Raw genomic sequence first — 17,554 nt, forward strand, 5'->3', positions numbered from 1 at the left:
AATATATTCGTCCTTGTTCTCTCTACATTGTAATTATGTAATACACTTCACAAAGAAAGAGATATCCACCTGTATCAGACTGCTTTTACTGAAATTAGTTCACCTTGTTGACGTTTTTTCAGTGTACGCTTTGTACGGTCAATAACATCACCAGCTAATTGTCCACAAGCCGCATCAATATCATCACCACGGGTTTTACGTACAATCGTCGTGAAGCCATATTCCATTAATACTTTAGAGAAACGGTCAATACGGCTATTAGAACTACGTCCATATGGCGCACCCGGGAACGGATTCCATGGAATTAAGTTAATTTTACACGGCGTGTCTTTTAAAAGCTCTGCTAATTGGTGAGCTTGATCTGTGCTGTCATTAATATGATCAAGCATGACATATTCAATCGTCACTCGCCCTTGGTTCGCGTTTGATTTAGCAATATAACGGCGAACACCTTCAAGAAACATTTCAATGTTGTATTTCTTGTTAATTGGAACGATTTCATCACGAATTTCATCAGTTGGAGCATGTAATGAAATAGCTAAAGCCACGTCAACAGCATCGCTTAATTTATCTAATGCAGGCACAACACCTGATGTAGAGACAGTGACACGACGTTTAGATAAACCAAAACCAAAATCATCCATCATGATTTCAAGTGCTGGAATAACATTATTTAAATTCAGTAATGGCTCGCCCATTCCCATCATCACAACGTTAGTAATAGGACGACGACCCGTCTCTTTTAATGAGCCAATAATTTTAGCTGCACGCCAAACTTGCCCAATAATTTCAGACACTTTCAAGTTACGGTTAAAACCTTGCTGTGCAGTTGAACAGAACTTGCACTCTAAAGCACAACCTACTTGCGAAGAAACACATAATGTTGCGCGATCATCTTCTGGAATGTACACAGTTTCTACTTGTTGATCGCCAACTTTAATTGCCCACTTAATCGTGCCATCTGTTGAACGTTGTTCTTCAGAAACTTCAGGTGCTTTGATTTCAGCAATTTCTTTTAATTTATTGCGCAACACCTTGTTGATATCTGTCATTTGATCAAAATCGTCATAACAGTAGTGGTACATCCACTTCATAATTTGGTCAGCACGGAAAGGTTTTTCGCCCATAGAGACAAAAAGCTCACGCATCTGTTTACGATTTAAATCTAACAGATTAATTTTAGTTTTTTGATTCACAGTATTTTCTTTAGAAACAGCGACAGAAGCGCTTGGCGCTGGAGTGGTAGATTGGGTCATGACATTGCCTCGTTGTTACACTATGCGGCCTGCATTAGCATTGATGCTAATGGGATACTTATATATTTGTATAATTAAACAATAATAAAAAACGCCCTGTTAATTATCAAACAGGGCGTCGCATTGTACTGTTTTTCGCGTAGAGATGCTAATAAATTAGCGCGCGCAAACTTCGTTTTCAGTGAAGAAGTATGCGATTTCACGAGCAGCAGAAGCTTCTGAATCTGAACCGTGTACCGCATTTTCAGTAAAGCTATCAGCGTAATCAGCACGTAATGTACCCGCTAATGCGTTGTCTGGGTTAGTTGCGCCCATCAGATCACGGTGACGTTGAATCGCATTTTCACCTTCTAACACTTGAACCATGATAGGGCCAGAAGTCATAAATTCAACTAAACCGTCAAAGAAAGGACGGCCTTTGTGTTCTTCATAAAAGCCTTCAGCTTGTTCGCGCGTTAAATGCAACATTTTAGCGCCAATGATGCTAAAACCTGCACTTTCAAAACGGTGATAGATAGCACCGATAACATTTTTTTTCACTGCGTTTGGTTTGATAATAGAAAATGTGCGCTGAATAGCCATGTCTTACCTCTAAATTATTTTATTAATGATAACTTTTGTTATCTCTTTTATCGCAGATCATGGAAAAACGAATCAAAAACCGCATTCCCTGCAAAAAATAGTGCTCGATTATAGGAGGATAAAAATGAATTGCACAGATTGAATATCCTTTTTTTTTAAAAAACTGTGGCAAAAAAGTTATAAATTATCGATCTAATCACATTTTTGACCTCTTCCATGTTCAAACTTGAAAATTAAGAACAAAAAAGAACCAAAATGATACTCAATAAATAGTCTATTTATCTTTATTAAAAAGCCTATTTTAGTTAAAAATCACTCAGTTCTCGTTTATTTCATCTTTTTAGTTTAACGAAATATAAAATTAACCATATCCGTTTGACCACTTAGATCAAGCACTGAAAGTTGATATTTACCTCGTTTCTCTAATAAATAAGAGAATGTTTCCCCGTTTTCTGTTTTGCCTATTTGTTCACCATTTAAAAACCACCATTGCATACCACTTCCTCCTTGTGTAGAAACAGTTATTTCGAGATTAGTTTCACCGGGTAATGGTCTTAATAAATCACCCGCTCGGATACCTGAGATAAACAAGGGAATAATATCTTCTTTAATTGGTGGGCAAGTTTCAGAAATCGGCGGCAGTCGTTTTGCTCTGCGCTCTTTTTCAGGTAACCATGCTTCTAATGCTATCGGCCATAAAGCAATATCTTTTAACTCTGCGTTAGGACAATTAGGTCCCGTACGTTTACCTTCATCATCTAACCAAATTTTTTCGTTGATCCCCAAAATACCTTCTTGGCTATCATTCAATAAAGTGGGTGGAATAGTGTTATCTAAGATCCAGCTTCGACGACTGACTCTACAGTTACTATCTTCTTTAGGTAATGCCTTACCTGTCGGCCAACAAATTGTTGCTGCGGTTACACTATCAGGACGCAAATCAGTTGGTGGTCTTTGTTTATTTTGATAGAAATAGCCGGTTAATAAGTTATTGACCTGATTCATAATTGGGACAGCCGTTGCAAAGCCAAATTGCCCTGCAACAGGTGTTCCATCAGGTCTGCCCACCCAAACACCAATGGTATAGCGAGCATTCACACCGATAGACCACGCATCCCGATAGCCATAACTTGTTCCTGTTTTCCAAGCTAAAGGAACAACGGGTGAAATTGCACTATCTGGCCGAGGTCTAGCTTCTCCAGCTAATATGCGCCTAATAATCCATGCCGATCCTTGTGACATCAACACTCGGTTTTCTATTATTTGCTCTGGCTTAAAACGTAACGGTGCTGTTTTTCCTTGCCTTGCTAATGCACTAAAGGCAGAAACAAGCTCATCCATTCGTGTTGCTGTTCCTCCTAAGATCAGCGCTAAATTTGGCTCTGAACCATAAGGAAAGCGCATTTCAAGATGGTTATGACGCAATTTTGCCGCAAATTTCTTTGCTCCATACACTTCGATAAGTTGTACCGCGGGCAAATTTAAAGAACGGCTTAATGCTTCACTGGCACTGACCGCACCATTAAAATCAGAGTCAAAATTACCAGGACGATAATTATCAAATCGACGGGGAACATCTTGTAAGAGTGATTCTGCATGAATAAGCCCTTCATCTAATGCAAGTGCATAAATAAATGGCTTTAATGTTGAACCGGGTGAACGCCATGCACTAATCATATCGACATGACCAAAGCGCGAATTATCATTAAAATCGGCAGAACCAACATACCCTTTTACACTCATATCCGTATGATCAACAACTAGGATGGCTAAGGATGTTTTATCCGCTAATTGATACTTCCATTGATTCGCAATATCTTCGAGCTGTCGTTGAATATTAATATCAATCGTGGTGGTAATAACAGGCTCTCGCTTTTCGTTATACATACGACGAGCCAGCAATGGTGCCAATTGCGGTGTTTGCCTTGGTGCTAATAAAACCTGTTCTTCTTTGATTTCATCAACTTTTTCTTGTGACCATATTTGATATTCTGCCAGCCTATCTAATACTTTATCTCTAGCAGCTTGAGCGCGTTCAGGATATCTATCTGGTCGTAAACGACTTGGCGCTTGTGGCAATACGGCCATTAATGCCGCCTCGCCCGCAGATAAATCAGCGGGTGATTTGCCTAAATAAGCCCAACTTGCTGCGCCGATGCCTTCTAATGTACCGCCAAAAGGAGCTATATTGAGGTAAATCTCCAGAATTTCATCTTTTGAGTAATACCACTCTAATTGCAAGGTACGCCAAAGCTGTTTGATTTTCCCCCCTAAAGTACGCGAGTGAGGATCAATAAGGCGAGCCACTTGCATTGATAACGTACTTCCGCCTGACACTATTCTTCCTGAACTTAGATCTTGCCACGCTGCACGGAATATCGCCATCGGGTTAACACCAGGATGTTGATAAAACCAGCGATCTTCATAAGTAATTAAGGCTTCTAAATATTCAGGAGAGACATCAGCGAGTTTGACATGATAACGCCATACCCCTTCTTTATCGGCAAAACGCCAAAGAGGTGTACCATCTTGCGCTGTAACAATCGTCGCAATTTGAGGTTCAGGATCAGGAAGAGGCCAAATTTTATCTGCGATCCAGACTAAAATTGGCGTTGCTAGCAAAAAAATAATGATAACAGCAATAAGCCGTTTATATCCTAGTTTCATTCAATCACTCAAAGGAAAAAGCCCTTTCCGAAGAAAGGGCTACAAGATTTAAGGAACAACATCAATCTTGGTTTCTGTTGATCCTATTGCACGCCAATAAGGCACATACATAGATTCAACTTGTGGTGGTGGTACTTGATAGCTACCCGGTGTTACGGCTCTTGCTAAATAGAGCAATGTCGTTGGGCGATATTTATCAACAGAAATAGCAGCAACAAAGCGATCATCACGATATTCTAGATGTTTGATATTTGCTTGCCCCATATCGTCGATAAATTCCTGCAAGTCAGCAGCACTATCACTTAAGCTTGCACTACTTGATGCTAAGTTTTGGTTTTCGATTTCAAGACCGGCTGGTAATAAATCAACCACTAATGCATCAGGTACGTCTCTGTCAGCAGAAACTTCCAGTTTTACCACCAGCATTTCACCACTTTGTAAGCGATTAGGGTGAACGCGGTTTCCTTTCAAATCATAGTAACTACGATGGACATTTAATACATTACTATAAGGAGCAGGAGCGATTTTCGGATAGCCCACAATATTCATACGCGAATAAATCGCTGCGCCACCACGATTATTTAGCTCTAAACCTTCTTGTAATTGTGCTGATGTTAATGTCTCATTGACTGCGCGATCGCTACTGATTGCAGGGACTTGACGATTAACAGCAACTTCCCAAGGCTGTTCTGCCATATTAATAAAGAAGCGCCCAGCAAGATATAGCGAGTTACTTTCTTGAGTTGAGAACCATTCACGGCTTGTTAAGTTATCCGATAACGTCATCACGCTTGCATCACGAGATTGTGTTTCAAGATTATTTTCACTTAACAAAGCAATAATTAATGCTTGGTCACGAATGGTGCTACCGTAGTCGCCCAATCCATAATTATATTTACGCGATGTTGTCACACCTTCAGCAATTAAGCTTTCAGCGCGGCTGCTATCACCCATCAGTTTTAATGCGATACCTAACTGAACTAAGGCTAAGCCACTTCCAGCTTGATTACGCTCAAGATAGAGACGACGTAATTCACCTAAAGGTGCTTTTTGCTGATTAGCTAATACTAACGCAGCATAAGCCCTTGCTGAGAAACGAGCTGCATCTTGATTAACTGCATATTCATAGTTAACTAAGTTTTTATCTTGTAAATAACGTAATAAACGATCATTCGCGCGTTTTAATGAATCAGCGGGAACTGAATAACCTTGTTGTGACGCACGGAATAAGAAGTCAGTCGCATAAGCGGTTAACCAATATTCTTCACGTCCACCCTGATCCCATAAAGCGAATCCGCCTTCTGATTTTTGCATCGTCAGCAGATGAGCAATACCTTTATCAATAGCCGCTTTTCTATCAGCATCAGTTTGCGTTTTAATTCCCAACTGTTTCAACTCTTTTTCTGTTGAATACAGTGAAGGATAAAGCCCACTGACGGTTTGTTCTAAGCAACCATAAGGATAAGCAAATAGCTCTCTAACATAACGCGCTACTTGTAACGGAGGGCGACTTGTCAGCAATAATTCACCTTCAAGCGTTGAGCTATTAAAGCGATTTAAAATTTCTGATGGTAAACGCCAAGTATCACCATCTTGCAATGTACTTGCATAATGAATGGTTTCTGCTGGGAATGCAGGGCGAACACCAATATTCCATGTATTATGGTAAGGTTTAATCTCTTCACCCGGTACTTTAATACCATAAATAGACAGTGAGAATTCGCCCTGACCAAAACCATGTTTCGCTTTTACTGGGATTTGAATTTGAGTACGTTCACCTTTCGTTAGCGAGACAGTTTTGCTTTCAGCGCCACCTAATCCCACCAAACCTGAAGCGGTATAATTTAAGGTAATAGATTGTGCATCATCTGTCAGATTGGTTAAATCTAACGATAAGAGTGCATTATCACCGCCAGCCATAAAGCGAGGTAATGAAAGCTGAGTCACTAAAGGTGCGGCAATAACAACTTTACCTTCTTGGCTACCAAATTTATCCGCAGTCCAAGCTTGCGCCATTAAACGAACTTCACCATTAAACTCAGGAATAGGTAAAGAAACTTCGCCCTCACCTTGCGCATTTAATTTTACAGGAGCCGTTTGTTGAGCAATGATTTGCACATCCGTTAATGGCTTTTTACCACCACGAGATAATGCGGCGGCCTCACCACCATCACCACCAAAACGCAAGTTAGCTAAACGACCTTGCCCTTCAATTAATTGCCCATAAACATCATATTGGTCGATGCTGTAACGTTTACGACCAAAGAAAGCATCGTAAGGATCAGGGGTTTTATACTCAGTGATATTCAATACACCAGTATCAACCGCAGAAACCAATACATTAATATTTTCAGGTAATGGCTGACCGGCAACTGGATTCGCTTTAATGCGGATTTTTAAATCTTGGTTAGGGCGAATTTTTTCAGGTGCATCAAGTGAAATATCAATACGGCGGTTTTTATCCTGTAATGGTAAATGCAAAATACCCACAGCACGTTTTACTGTCGCTTGTTTTGAAGTATCTCCTGGTCTTACAACAACAGAAGTCAGATAGAGATCGTGTCTTGCCCACTCTTTATTAATAGGCACTTCAACATCAAGCCCTTTTTCGGGTACATCAATTTCCTGCCACCATAAAGGACCATTACTTGATTCGAGTAACACATAACCTTTACCCGGATGAGGCGCAACAATGTTTAATTTGACTTTTTCGCCCGGTAAATACCCCTCTTTATCCAGTTTCAATTTAACTTGGTCTGGTCTTACCGCGCCTGTTCCACCTGTGTTATCCATCCAAGAATAACCCGCCCAGAAACGTAGGCTACTGACTAATTCTGTTTTAGGATCGACAACTTCAATGCGATAAGAACCCCACTCAACAGGGAATGCCACTTTTGCAGTACCATCTTTCGCAATCTTGATTGTCTGTTCATCCATTTGCAGATCTTTTTCGTTATAGCCAGATTCCCAGCCATTCGAACTAGACCAACGCCAGTAATAATCATGACGTTCATAGATAAACTTCACTTTTAGATCATTAGCAGGTAGTTTTTTACCGTCTTGATCTGTATAGACAATTTCAAATTCAGCCATTGAGTTTTCATCAACGCTATAACCTGATTTATATTTGTCTGTGCGGTAATCGTAAACTTCTTTTTTAGGGAAGACAGGACGAATACCAGCAAGATGAGTGGCAGGCCAAACTGCTTGTTGATAACGACGAGTAACAGGACGTCCACCCGCTTCAAGTAGGCTTGCTTGTAGAATGATATTGATAGGTGATTTCAACTCAGCATAACGTTCACTATCAACACTTAACTCACCTTCACCATCAGAGTCTAAATTAAGTTCAAACTCATCCAATAGGCGGCTGAAGTTCTCATCTTTTACAGCACCAAATTCATAGCCGGGTAATTTACTGACAGCTTCACGCGAGGCTTTTAAGAAAACTTGCCCTTGTAAGCGATTATCCGCAGCTGGTGCGCCATAAAGATAGCGACCCTTAATGTCAAAATAAGCGTCATTACCACTCAATAAAATGCCTTTCTTACCGGTGATTTCTAATGCCATACGTTCTGGCATAAAGTCTTCGACCTGAAATTCATAGAAACGAGGAGTACCATCGCCTACATCAAAACGTAAGGTACGTGTACCCGTATTTTCATCCGCAGGAATAACTATTTTTAATTGGTAAAGCCCCTTTTCAGGTTGCCAAACAAAACTACGAGACACTTGCCCGTCTGTTTTAAGCAGATCGACTTTAACAGGTTGTTCTTTAATAGGATTACCATCACCGTCACGTAGCAATGCGTTAACGATTAATGTTTCACCCGGACGATAGAGATCGCGAGGACCGAAAGCAAAAAATTGTTTGCTATAACCTTGCGGACCACCAATATCAAATTCAGAAAGATCAAGCGCGGGTTTACGCAAGTCAATCATACTGGTTTGTCCATCACGAATGGCCATTAATAAACGTGCTTTATCACTTTTCTCAAGTGTGGCATGCCCTTGGCTATCTGTCTGTGCTTTAGAAATCAATCCACCTTTTTCATCTAATAGGCGAATTTCTACTTTATCTAATGCAGAACCATTTTTAAGTGATTGAGTAAAAACATCTAACGTATCAAGATAACTGTGCATCGACAGCCCGATATCACTAAATGTAAATACCGTGGCGGGCACTGTATAAGAGTATTTACCCGCTTGCTGCATAACCGCAATGTAGGCACCCTCTTTTTTCAGGGCATCTATTGATTTTAGCGGTAACAATACGTTTTCACGGGTATTTGTTTCTGTATTTAACTCAAAACGACCGGTATAGACCAAGTCAGCTTGAGATAAAAACTCATCTGATTCCCAATAGTTAATATTGGAACGGCTTTCCCATTGCGTTAAAAATTGAGCTAATTGTTCATCTTTAACGCGGAAAAAGTTTACGTCAACTTGCCCCACATTTAACGCAGTAATGGGTAGACCTTCAGCCGCTTCAAGTGGCAGTAGCGATCCTTTGCTGGTAAAGCCAACAGATGGGAAAATTTCTTCTGTCGTTAATTTCTGGCTAAAAGGCGTTGTTAATGTGCGTTCATTAATACCTTTTATTTTTTCATCGATGGTTAAATTTAATTCTGTTGATGGTGGTAAATGACGAAAACGCAGTTCCATTAAGTTATCAGATAACTCCCACGCACCTTCTAATTTCCCTTTTTTGGTATCAACAAGGTGAATTACGTCATCAAACTTTTGGTCAGGATCAAGTGGTACAGAGAAAGTCACCACCATTGTGCTCGCACCATCACGCTGTAATTCTGATGCATCTAATACAGTGACGTCTTTTCCGGCAAAACGCATTGCCAACTCATCACGGACTTCTTTGCTTTTTAATGCAGTTTGGTTATTCGTTTTTGTTGTAACTGCTGATTTTTCGCTTGTTTGAGTTTCAGTACCTGATGTGTTCTGAGCGGTATTTTTTTGCTCTGTCACTTGTGTATTTTGCGTCTTATTAGCAGATGATGTGTTTTCATCCGCTTTATCATCACAGCCGATAAGAGCCAATGCTGATGCCAATACAACAGCAAGGGAGCTATAACGATAGCCTCTCTTTTCTGTATATTGTCTAAATTGGTTTTGGTTCATATTCATTTCCTTTAATTCAACCCCTGAATAATGCGATGTTTTATGCAGGCAGAGATAATATATGTATTTCTTTATACTAATAAGATAAAAAAATAACTTAATAAGCTATCTTTTACCGCGTAAGACGAAACAAATGACAACACAAAGTCGCCTTATTTTTACTTTAAAAACAAAGCCTAGCTAAAACAAAGCGTTATATAAAAATACAAACGATTTGCTAATTTAGTCAATTTTCTATTATAAGATAAAAAAAAGCGATATCTGATGAGATATCGCCTAAATTTAAAGGGCTGTATTAACTATCCAAATTAACTATCGGGATACCTTTTCTTAAGAATCCCCCTAGTTTGCGTTGATAAAAAGGTGATACATGGTGGATCATAAAATGACTCACGCCTTTTTCATCTTTATTCACAAAGCAAAAATCTAGAGATTGCCCTTCTTCTAAATATTCAAAAGCTGATTCAGCCGCTTGTGGGAGTATCTGCGTAATTACATCTTCTTCACCCGTTATTTCTAAACCAATAAGATAAAATGACTCTTCATTATCTTGCTCCTGAGCATTAACAATAAAGGCGCGGCGGATCGGTTTATGTTCACCAAAAAACTCGCTAAGTGCGGTTGTTAATTTTTCAGGTTGTGGCTCTAGAACACTTAACTTTAAAGAAGAACCTTCAACAGAAACAATTTCTTGTGTCTCAAATTGTTCAGATACACCCATTACAAACTCCAAATCAAATAACGTTTATTATTTTGCTTTTGCTAATAACAGATTCGCGATAGAACGCACACCATAACCCGTAGCACCCGCTGCCCATTGTTCTACAGAAGATTTTCTGTATGTTGCTGAACAGTCGATATGTACCCAACCTTTTTTGTAGTCGGTAACAAAGTGTGATAAGAATGCAGCCGCAGTACTTGCACCCGCAGTATGGGAAGGTGCTGCGATATTATTTAAATCAGCGAAGCTAGACGGTAATTGACTACGATGGAAATCTGCTAATGGTAGACGCCAGAACAACTCATTTTCTTGTTCAGCGCTAGTCAGTAACTCTGCAGCTAATTTATCATCAAAACTCAATACAGAGTGGTAGTCATTACCTACTGCAACTTTAGCTGCACCAGTTAATGTTGCTGCATCGATAATCAGCTCTGGTGCAATATTGCTTGCATCAATTAAACCATCAGCTAAAACTAAACGCCCTTCAGCATCTGTATTCATGATTTCAACTGATTTACCATTACGGTAACGAATAATATCACCTAATTTAAAGGCATTACCGCTGACCATATTATCTGCGATACAAAGCAGTAGTTTTACGCGTTTATTTAAACCACGAGTAACCGCTAATGCTAAAGCACCCGCTAACGTTGCTGCACCCCCCATATCGGCTTTCATTGAATTCATGGATGATGTAGGTTTGATGCTATAGCCACCTGAGTCAAAAGTAATACCTTTACCGACTAAACACGCAAATACAGGGGCATTGCTATCTTTTGTTGGGTTGAAATCTAATGCTAAATAGACAGGATCACGCGAAGAACCTCGTCCTACTGTATAGATACCAGAATAGTTTTGATCGCGCAGATCAGAACCTTTGGTGATCTTATAGCTAATATCTTCTTTATCAAGACCGCAGAACAGATCAACCGTGCGTTGTGCCAATTGCTCAGGTCCTAATTCTTCAGCTGGTGTATTGATGGTATCTCTAACCCAATCAACGATGCGAATACGTGATTCTAGTTCGTGTTTATCTGCATCCTTTAATTGTGGCCATTCGATTGAACGAGCGCCTTTAGGCGCTCTAAAACCTAACCAGAAAGCCCAACTACGTTCTAAATCCCAGCCTTCGCCAACAAGTGCAACGTTGCGAATACCTTGGCTATCAACTTTACGTCCACCACGCTGAATAGCGCCTAAACGGTTTTCTTCCGTTAAGTGGATTGTCATGCCGGTTTCGCTAGTGCTAATTAGTGCTCTTTCACCCCAACATGCAGCAGCAGGTTCATTTGACAGCATGATAGGCATAATTTGTTTATTCATTTATTGTCTCACTTATTATTACTGGTGGCAGTTAACCCATTCAGACTACCAGATATTTACCGTTTAGCGTGATCAATTTACTGCAAAAACAAAGAGGTCACCATTATCATCCAGTGATCTTACGTATTTACATGATATTCCTCGAAGAAGATCGCACAATAGAATATCCATACTTCCCTCTTTATGGTTATTTTTTAGTCACTAATAAAATAAAAGATGAAAGGTTATAATGCAAAAAGACCAGCAATAAGCCAGTCTTTTTAAATTTACGATATTATCAATTATTCAAATTCATCAAGCCAAACAAGTAAAATAGCTTCAAGAATTTTTTCATTTGATTTCTGTGGATCATCGTCAAAATCTTCTAAATCACAAATCCACTGATGCATATCAGTAAAGCGTACCGTTTTAGGATCAGTGTCAGGGTAAAGATCAAATAATGCTTCCCCTATTTCTCGCGTGTCACTCCATTTCATGCTCGGCTCCTAAAATTAATGCTCTCTTGCGTGATTAATCGAATATTTAGGGATCTCAACAACTAAATCTTCGTCAGTCACTTTGGCTTGACAGCTTAAGCGGCTTTCTGGCTCTAAACCCCATGCTTTATCTAACATATCGTCTTCAAGTTCAGAGCTTTCTTCTAGTGAGTCAAAACCTTCACGCACTACACAGTGACAAGTTGTACATGCACAAGACATTTCACAAGCATGTTCAATTTCAATACCATTGCGTAATGCAACATCTAGAATAGACTCACCTTCTGTTGCGTCAACAACAGCGCCTTCAGGGCACAGAGTGCTATGGGGTAAAAATACAATTTTAGGCATAGTTATATCTCATCCACAGAATGACCTGCCAACGCTTGTCGAATAGATGAATCCATACGACGCGCTGCAAAATCCTGAGTTTGCTTATCCAGTAGTTTAATCGCGTTTTCAATAGCAACAGGATCTGTTCCTTCAACGCTCTCTATTAAGGTATCTACAACTTTGTCGATAGCCATTTTCTCATCTTCATTTAACAGATGAGCATCTTCTTCTAATGCTGCAGTTAAACTTTCTAACACGCGAGCTGCTTCGACTTTTTGCTCGGCTAAACGACGAGCTTGTAAATCTTCTTGGGCATTTTCCATCGAAGATTGGATCATCTTAGCGATTTCAGTATCGCTAAGACCATAAGAAGGCTTGACCTGTACGGAGGCTTCAACACCCGTTGATTTTTCCATCGCACTAACGCTGAGTAAGCCATCAGCATCAACTTGGAATGTGACACGAATGTGTGCGCCACCCGCAGCCATTGGAGGAATTCCACGTAATGTGAAACGCGCTAAAGAACGACAATCACTCACCATTTCACGTTCACCTTGAACAACATGAACGCTCATTGCCGTTTGACCATCTTTGAATGTCGTAAATTCTTGCGCTCTGGCAACAGGAATAGTGGTATTGCGTGGGATCACTTTTTCAACTAATCCGCCCATTGTTTCAAGACCAAGAGAAAGTGGAATAACATCCAGCAATAACATTTCGCTATCCGGTTTATTACCCACCAAAATATCAGCTTGGATTGAAGCACCAATGGCAACCACTTTATCTGGATCGATAGAAGTTAAAGGTTCACGTTTAAAATAATCACCCACCATTTGACGAACTAATGGCACTCGTGTTGAACCGCCAACCATAACCACTTCTAGAACTTCATCTATTTCAACATCCGCGTCTTTTAATGCGCGGCGAACCGATAATAGAGTACGTTTTACTAATGATTGAATTAATGATTCAAACTCAGCACGAGTGATCTCACCTTTCCATCCATTAATGTTGATATCTGCAACATCGTTATCACTCAATGCAATTTTGGTTTCTGATGCAACATCCAGTAATTGACGTTGTAATACAGCATCTTTTTGATGCCCAAAACCAGCACGTTCTCTTATCCAGTCTGCCAGCATCATATCAAAATCATCGCCACCTAACGCGGTATCACCACCAGTTGCTAAGACTTCAAAAACGCCTTTAGTTAAACGAAGAACAGAGATATCAAAAGTACCACCACCTAAGTCATAGACAACAATGGTGCCTTCTTTTCCTGAATCTAGGCCATAAGCAATAGCAGCCGCTGTTGGTTCGTTTAATAAACGTAAAACATGCAAACCAGCACGACGAGCCGCTTCTTTTGTGCCTTGACGTTGAGCATCATCAAAATAAGCCGGTACGGTAACAACAACACCATCAAGTTCGCCACCTAATGATTGTATCGCGCGCTCTGCTAATGTTTTTAAGATGTCAGAGGAGACTTGGATAGGATCGACAATACCTGCCGCAGTTTTAATTAATGGTAGACCGTTGTCATTTTCATGAAAATGATAAGGAAGGTTTGGATAACGGCTTGTCACATCACTCAGTGAGCGACCCACCATTCTTTTTATTGAGCTTATCGTGTTGGCAGGATCTTTTTCTGCTTCTTTTTTAGCATTCCAACCAACGTTGATATTATCAACTTGATACTGCACGACAGATGGCAATAAATAGCGACCTTCGCTGTCAGAAAGCGCTTCGGCTTGCCCACTACGTACAGTGGCAACTAATGAGTGTGTCGTACCTAAATCAATACCCGCTGCAAGCCGGCGCTGGTGCGGTGCAGGCGTTTGACCCGGTTCACTAATTTGTAATAATGACATAACAGTTTCCCTTAAAAACCATCAAACAGACGTTCTTCGAGTTGCTCTACTTGCTCTTTTAACTTTGCAAGAAAACGTAATTTTCTCACATTATCTGCAGCAATATCCCAAGTTTGATTATCCAGCGTTTTAACCATTTCATTATGGCGTACGGTGTACATTTTTTCTAAACGTGCAGAAAAATCGGCTAACAAACTTTCGGCTTCAGCACTGTGTTCGATGTTATCCAGCTCTTCACGTAATGTGAGTTGCTCCATTAAAAAAGCAGTATCGTGCATCGTTTGTTGCTCATTAGCAATATCGATACCGTGCAATGAGAGCATGTATTCAGCTCTTGAGAGTGGATTTTTTAAGGTCTGATAAGCCTGATTGATGGTTGAAGCAAGCGAGATTGCTTGAGCCTGTTCTTTGTCAGACTGACCTACAAAACGATCTGGGTGATATTGACGCTGCATATCTTGATAATGTGTAGCAAGTTGCTGTTTATCAATATCAAAACGATTAGGCATGCCTAATAGTGTGAAATAGTCCATACATCTACTCTTGGATTAATTAACATTAATACTGTGTTTTAACACAAATTACACAGTGAAGCTCTCACCACAACCACACTCATTTGATACATTTGGGTTGTTAAATTTGAAGCCTTCGTTTAATCCTTCTTTGACGAAATCAAGCTCTGTTCCATCTAAATAGACCATGCTTTTACCATCAACGATAACTTTCACACCTTTGTCTTCAAAAACAGTATCTTCGTCATTGATGACATCAGCAAATTCAAGAACATAAGCCATTCCAGAACAACCAGATGTTCTTACGCCTAAACGTAAACCTTCACCTTTTCCACGATTAGATAGGAAAGAGCGAACTCGATTAGCGGCGGATTCTGTAAGGGAAATTGACATGGCACACCTCACTCATAAAGAACGAAAGCGGATACTGAAAAAAAGTTTCAGCATCCGCCAATATTTTATTTTTTTATTATAAAAGACAATTACTTGCCTTGGCGTTTGCTTTTATAGTCTGCAATCGCTGCTTTTATTGCATCTTCTGCAAGAATTGAACAGTGAATTTTCACTGGTGGTAATTCTAATTCTTCTGCAATTGCTGTGTTCTTAATAGATTCGGCTTCATCTAATGTTTTGCCTTTCATCCATTCTGTTACCAGTGAACTTGATGCAATTGCTGAACCACAACCATAAGTTTTAAAACGCGCATCTTCAATTACGCCATTATCGTCAACTTTGATTTGCAGTTTCATAACGTCACCACAAGCTGGTGCGCCAACCATACCACTCCCGACAGTAGGGTCATTATTATCAAATGATCCGACATTACGAGGGTTTTCATAATGATCAATTACTTTTTCGCTATAAGCCATGATTTAACTCCTGAAAACGTCTGATTAATGGTGAGACCATTCGATACTGTTGATATCAACACCTTGTTTATGCATATCCCAAAGTGGAGAAAGATCACGTAAGCGACCAATTGCACTGTGGATTTGTTCAATTGCATAATCTATTTCTTCTTCTGTGGTGAAACGCCCCAGAGAGAAGCGAATAGAACTGTGTGCAAGTTCATCAGTTAAACCTAAAGCACGCAGTACATAAGAAGGTTCTAAACTTGCTGAAGTACAGGCAGAGCCTGAAGATACAGCAAGATCTTTCAGTGCCATCATTAATGATTCGCCTTCAACATAGTTGAAGCTCACATTAAGAATGTTTGGCGCAGTGTGTTCTAAAGAACCATTGATATAAACTTCTTCGATATCTTTAATGCCATTCCATAAACGTAAACGTAATTCGTTTAAGCGTTTAGTTTCATCAGCCATTTCTTCTTTCAAAATACGGTAAGCTTCGCCCATACCTACAATTTGGTGAACGGCTAATGTACCTGAACGCATGCCACGCTCATGTCCGCCACCATGCATTTGTGCTTCTAAACGAATGCGAGGTTTACGACGAACATAAAGCGCACCAATACCCATAGGACCGTAAACTTTATGCGCAGAAAGAGAAAGTAAATCAACTTTTAACTTAGAGAGATCAATCGGTAATTTACCCACGCTTTGTGTTGCATCTACGTGGTAAATAATACCTTTGCTACGGCATAATTCACCGATAGCAGCAATATCTTGAACAACACCAATTTCGTTATTTACATGCATGATAGAAACTAAAATAGTGTCTTCACGCATCGCTTCTTCAAGCTCTTTCAGGTCAATCAGACCATCACTTTTTGGTGCTAAATAAGTAACTTCAAAACCTTCACGCTCAAGTTGACGACAAGTGTCTAAAATGGCTTTATGTTCGGTTTTTGAAGTGATGATGTGCTTACCTTTTTTCTGGTAAAAGTTAGCAACACCTTTTAGTGCGAGGTTATCAGCTTCAGTTGCGCCGGATGTGAATACGATTTCACGAGGATCTGCACCGATTAAATCAGCAATCTGATTACGTGCAATATCAATAGCTTCTTCTGCTTGCCAACCAAAACGGTGTGAACGAGAGGCTGGGTTACCAAAAATGCCATCAATAGTCAGGCATTGCATCATTTTTTCAGCAACTCGTGGATCAACAGGAGTGGTTGCTGAATAATCTAGATAAATGGGTAATTTCATTGCTCACTAACTCCAAAGACGACGGATCTTCTTTAATAATTTTGTTTTTGCCTACCTAGAGATCGCCGTTAAACTCGCATATTAACAATGGTTTCTTGTAAACGACCATTGATAGCATGGCGTTTTTCATTGTCTTGACGATCGGCGACATCCATAACCTCTTCGTTATTTACTAACTCTTCAAGGCTGATACTGCTTAAGAAACTGGTTATACGATCACTTAAATCACGCCACAAAGTATGAGTCAGGCAACGATCGCCACCTTGACAACCTTCTTTGTTACCCTGACAACGGGTAGCATCGACAGATTCATCAACCGCAGAAATAACTTGAGCAATAAAAATTTGCCCTGCATCACGACCTAATAAATAGCCGCCACCAGGACCACGAACACTTGCAACTAATTCATTTTTACGCAAACGTGAGAAAAGCTGCTCAAGATAAGAAAGGGAAATCCCTTGACGCTCTGAAATATCAGCGAGGGGAACAGGGCCTTGCTGTGAATGCAATGCAACATCAAGCATTGCAGTAACTGCGTAACGCCCTTTTGATGTCAGTCTCATAACAAA

Annotated in this window: 14 protein-coding genes; all 14 read right to left on the reverse strand. The window is 40.0% G+C overall.

Features of this window, described 5'->3' with window-relative positions; genetic code table 11:
- Positions 1–74: 74 nt before the first annotated feature.
- Positions 75–1,256 (reverse strand): bifunctional tRNA (adenosine(37)-C2)-methyltransferase TrmG/ribosomal RNA large subunit methyltransferase RlmN, encoded by a 1,182-nt coding sequence (locus BTA34_RS11005; protein ID WP_151435635.1) that lies wholly within the window; start codon positions 1,254–1,256, stop codon positions 75–77.
- 156 nt (positions 1,257–1,412) lie between these two features.
- Entirely contained in the window at positions 1,413–1,838 is a 426-nt protein-coding gene (gene ndk / locus BTA34_RS11010; protein WP_023581630.1) for a nucleoside-diphosphate kinase, read from the reverse strand.
- A gap of 345 nt (positions 1,839–2,183) precedes the next feature.
- A complete protein-coding gene (gene pbpC / locus BTA34_RS11015; protein WP_151435636.1) occupies positions 2,184–4,505 on the reverse strand; it encodes a peptidoglycan glycosyltransferase PbpC in 2,322 nt (773 codons plus the stop codon).
- A gap of 48 nt (positions 4,506–4,553) precedes the next feature.
- On the reverse strand, positions 4,554–9,647 hold the full coding sequence (locus tag BTA34_RS11020) for an alpha-2-macroglobulin (RefSeq protein WP_151435637.1): 5,094 nt from the start codon (positions 9,645–9,647) through the stop codon (positions 4,554–4,556).
- Positions 9,648–9,936: 289 nt separating this feature from the next.
- Positions 9,937–10,362, reverse strand: coding sequence for an enhanced serine sensitivity protein SseB C-terminal domain-containing protein (locus BTA34_RS11025; RefSeq protein WP_151435638.1), 426 nt, complete (start codon positions 10,360–10,362; stop codon positions 9,937–9,939).
- Positions 10,363–10,389: 27 nt separating this feature from the next.
- Complete coding sequence (pepB, locus tag BTA34_RS11030; protein ID WP_151435639.1) at positions 10,390–11,685, reverse strand: aminopeptidase PepB; 1,296 nt, start codon at positions 11,683–11,685, stop codon at positions 10,390–10,392.
- A 281-nt stretch (positions 11,686–11,966) separates the two neighbouring features.
- Positions 11,967–12,161, reverse strand: a complete 195-nt coding sequence (iscX, locus tag BTA34_RS11035) for a Fe-S cluster assembly protein IscX (RefSeq protein ID WP_006533441.1) — start codon at positions 12,159–12,161, stop codon at positions 11,967–11,969.
- Positions 12,162–12,176: 15 nt separating this feature from the next.
- Positions 12,177–12,512 carry an ISC system 2Fe-2S type ferredoxin gene (fdx, locus tag BTA34_RS11040; protein ID WP_006533442.1) on the reverse strand — a complete coding sequence of 112 codons (336 nt, stop codon included), beginning with the start codon at positions 12,510–12,512 and terminating at the stop codon, positions 12,177–12,179.
- A 2-nt stretch (positions 12,513–12,514) separates the two neighbouring features.
- Positions 12,515–14,365, reverse strand: coding sequence for a Fe-S protein assembly chaperone HscA (gene hscA, locus BTA34_RS11045; protein ID WP_151435640.1), 1,851 nt, complete (start codon positions 14,363–14,365; stop codon positions 12,515–12,517).
- Positions 14,366–14,376: 11 nt separating this feature from the next.
- Positions 14,377–14,898 (reverse strand): co-chaperone HscB, encoded by a 522-nt coding sequence (gene hscB, locus BTA34_RS11050; protein WP_151435641.1) that lies wholly within the window; start codon positions 14,896–14,898, stop codon positions 14,377–14,379.
- Positions 14,899–14,946: 48 nt separating this feature from the next.
- Entirely contained in the window at positions 14,947–15,270 is a 324-nt protein-coding gene (iscA, locus tag BTA34_RS11055; RefSeq protein ID WP_006533446.1) for an iron-sulfur cluster assembly protein IscA, read from the reverse strand.
- Positions 15,271–15,359: 89 nt separating this feature from the next.
- The gene (iscU, locus tag BTA34_RS11060) at positions 15,360–15,746 is read right to left on the reverse strand and encodes a Fe-S cluster assembly scaffold IscU (RefSeq protein ID WP_006533447.1); all 387 of its coding nucleotides are present in this window, start codon (positions 15,744–15,746) and stop codon (positions 15,360–15,362) included.
- Positions 15,747–15,770: 24 nt separating this feature from the next.
- Entirely contained in the window at positions 15,771–16,985 is a 1,215-nt protein-coding gene (locus BTA34_RS11065) for an IscS subfamily cysteine desulfurase (protein ID WP_072063243.1), read from the reverse strand.
- A gap of 68 nt (positions 16,986–17,053) precedes the next feature.
- The gene (iscR, locus tag BTA34_RS11070; RefSeq protein ID WP_151435642.1) at positions 17,054–17,548 is read right to left on the reverse strand and encodes a Fe-S cluster assembly transcriptional regulator IscR; all 495 of its coding nucleotides are present in this window, start codon (positions 17,546–17,548) and stop codon (positions 17,054–17,056) included.
- Positions 17,549–17,554 lie beyond the last annotated feature (6 nt).

The organism is Proteus sp. CD3, assembly GCF_008808075.1.
GTDB classification, from domain to species: Bacteria; Pseudomonadota; Gammaproteobacteria; order Enterobacterales; family Enterobacteriaceae; genus Proteus; species Proteus appendicitidis.

Bases quoted from the DNA above. Each gene is read 5' to 3' on its own strand.
- BTA34_RS11005 (WP_151435635.1), bottom strand. From the start codon at position 1,256: ATGACCCAATCTACCACTCCAGCGCCAAGCGCTTCTGTCGCTGTTTCT.
- ndk (WP_023581630.1), bottom strand. From the start codon at position 1,838: ATGGCTATTCAGCGCACATTTTCTATTATCAAACCAAACGCAGTGAAA.
- pbpC (WP_151435636.1), bottom strand. From the start codon at position 4,505: ATGAAACTAGGATATAAACGGCTTATTGCTGTTATCATTATTTTTTTG.
- BTA34_RS11020 (WP_151435637.1), bottom strand. From the start codon at position 9,647: ATGAATATGAACCAAAACCAATTTAGACAATATACAGAAAAGAGAGGC.
- BTA34_RS11025 (WP_151435638.1), bottom strand. From the start codon at position 10,362: ATGGGTGTATCTGAACAATTTGAGACACAAGAAATTGTTTCTGTTGAA.
- pepB (WP_151435639.1), bottom strand. From the start codon at position 11,685: ATGAATAAACAAATTATGCCTATCATGCTGTCAAATGAACCTGCTGCT.
- iscX (WP_006533441.1), bottom strand. From the start codon at position 12,161: ATGAAATGGAGTGACACGCGAGAAATAGGGGAAGCATTATTTGATCTT.
- fdx (WP_006533442.1), bottom strand. From the start codon at position 12,512: ATGCCTAAAATTGTATTTTTACCCCATAGCACTCTGTGCCCTGAAGGC.
- hscA (WP_151435640.1), bottom strand. From the start codon at position 14,365: ATGTCATTATTACAAATTAGTGAACCGGGTCAAACGCCTGCACCGCAC.
- hscB (WP_151435641.1), bottom strand. From the start codon at position 14,898: ATGGACTATTTCACACTATTAGGCATGCCTAATCGTTTTGATATTGAT.
- iscA (WP_006533446.1), bottom strand. From the start codon at position 15,270: ATGTCAATTTCCCTTACAGAATCCGCCGCTAATCGAGTTCGCTCTTTC.
- iscU (WP_006533447.1), bottom strand. From the start codon at position 15,746: ATGGCTTATAGCGAAAAAGTAATTGATCATTATGAAAACCCTCGTAAT.
- BTA34_RS11065 (WP_072063243.1), bottom strand. From the start codon at position 16,985: ATGAAATTACCCATTTATCTAGATTATTCAGCAACCACTCCTGTTGAT.
- iscR (WP_151435642.1), bottom strand. From the start codon at position 17,548: ATGAGACTGACATCAAAAGGGCGTTACGCAGTTACTGCAATGCTTGAT.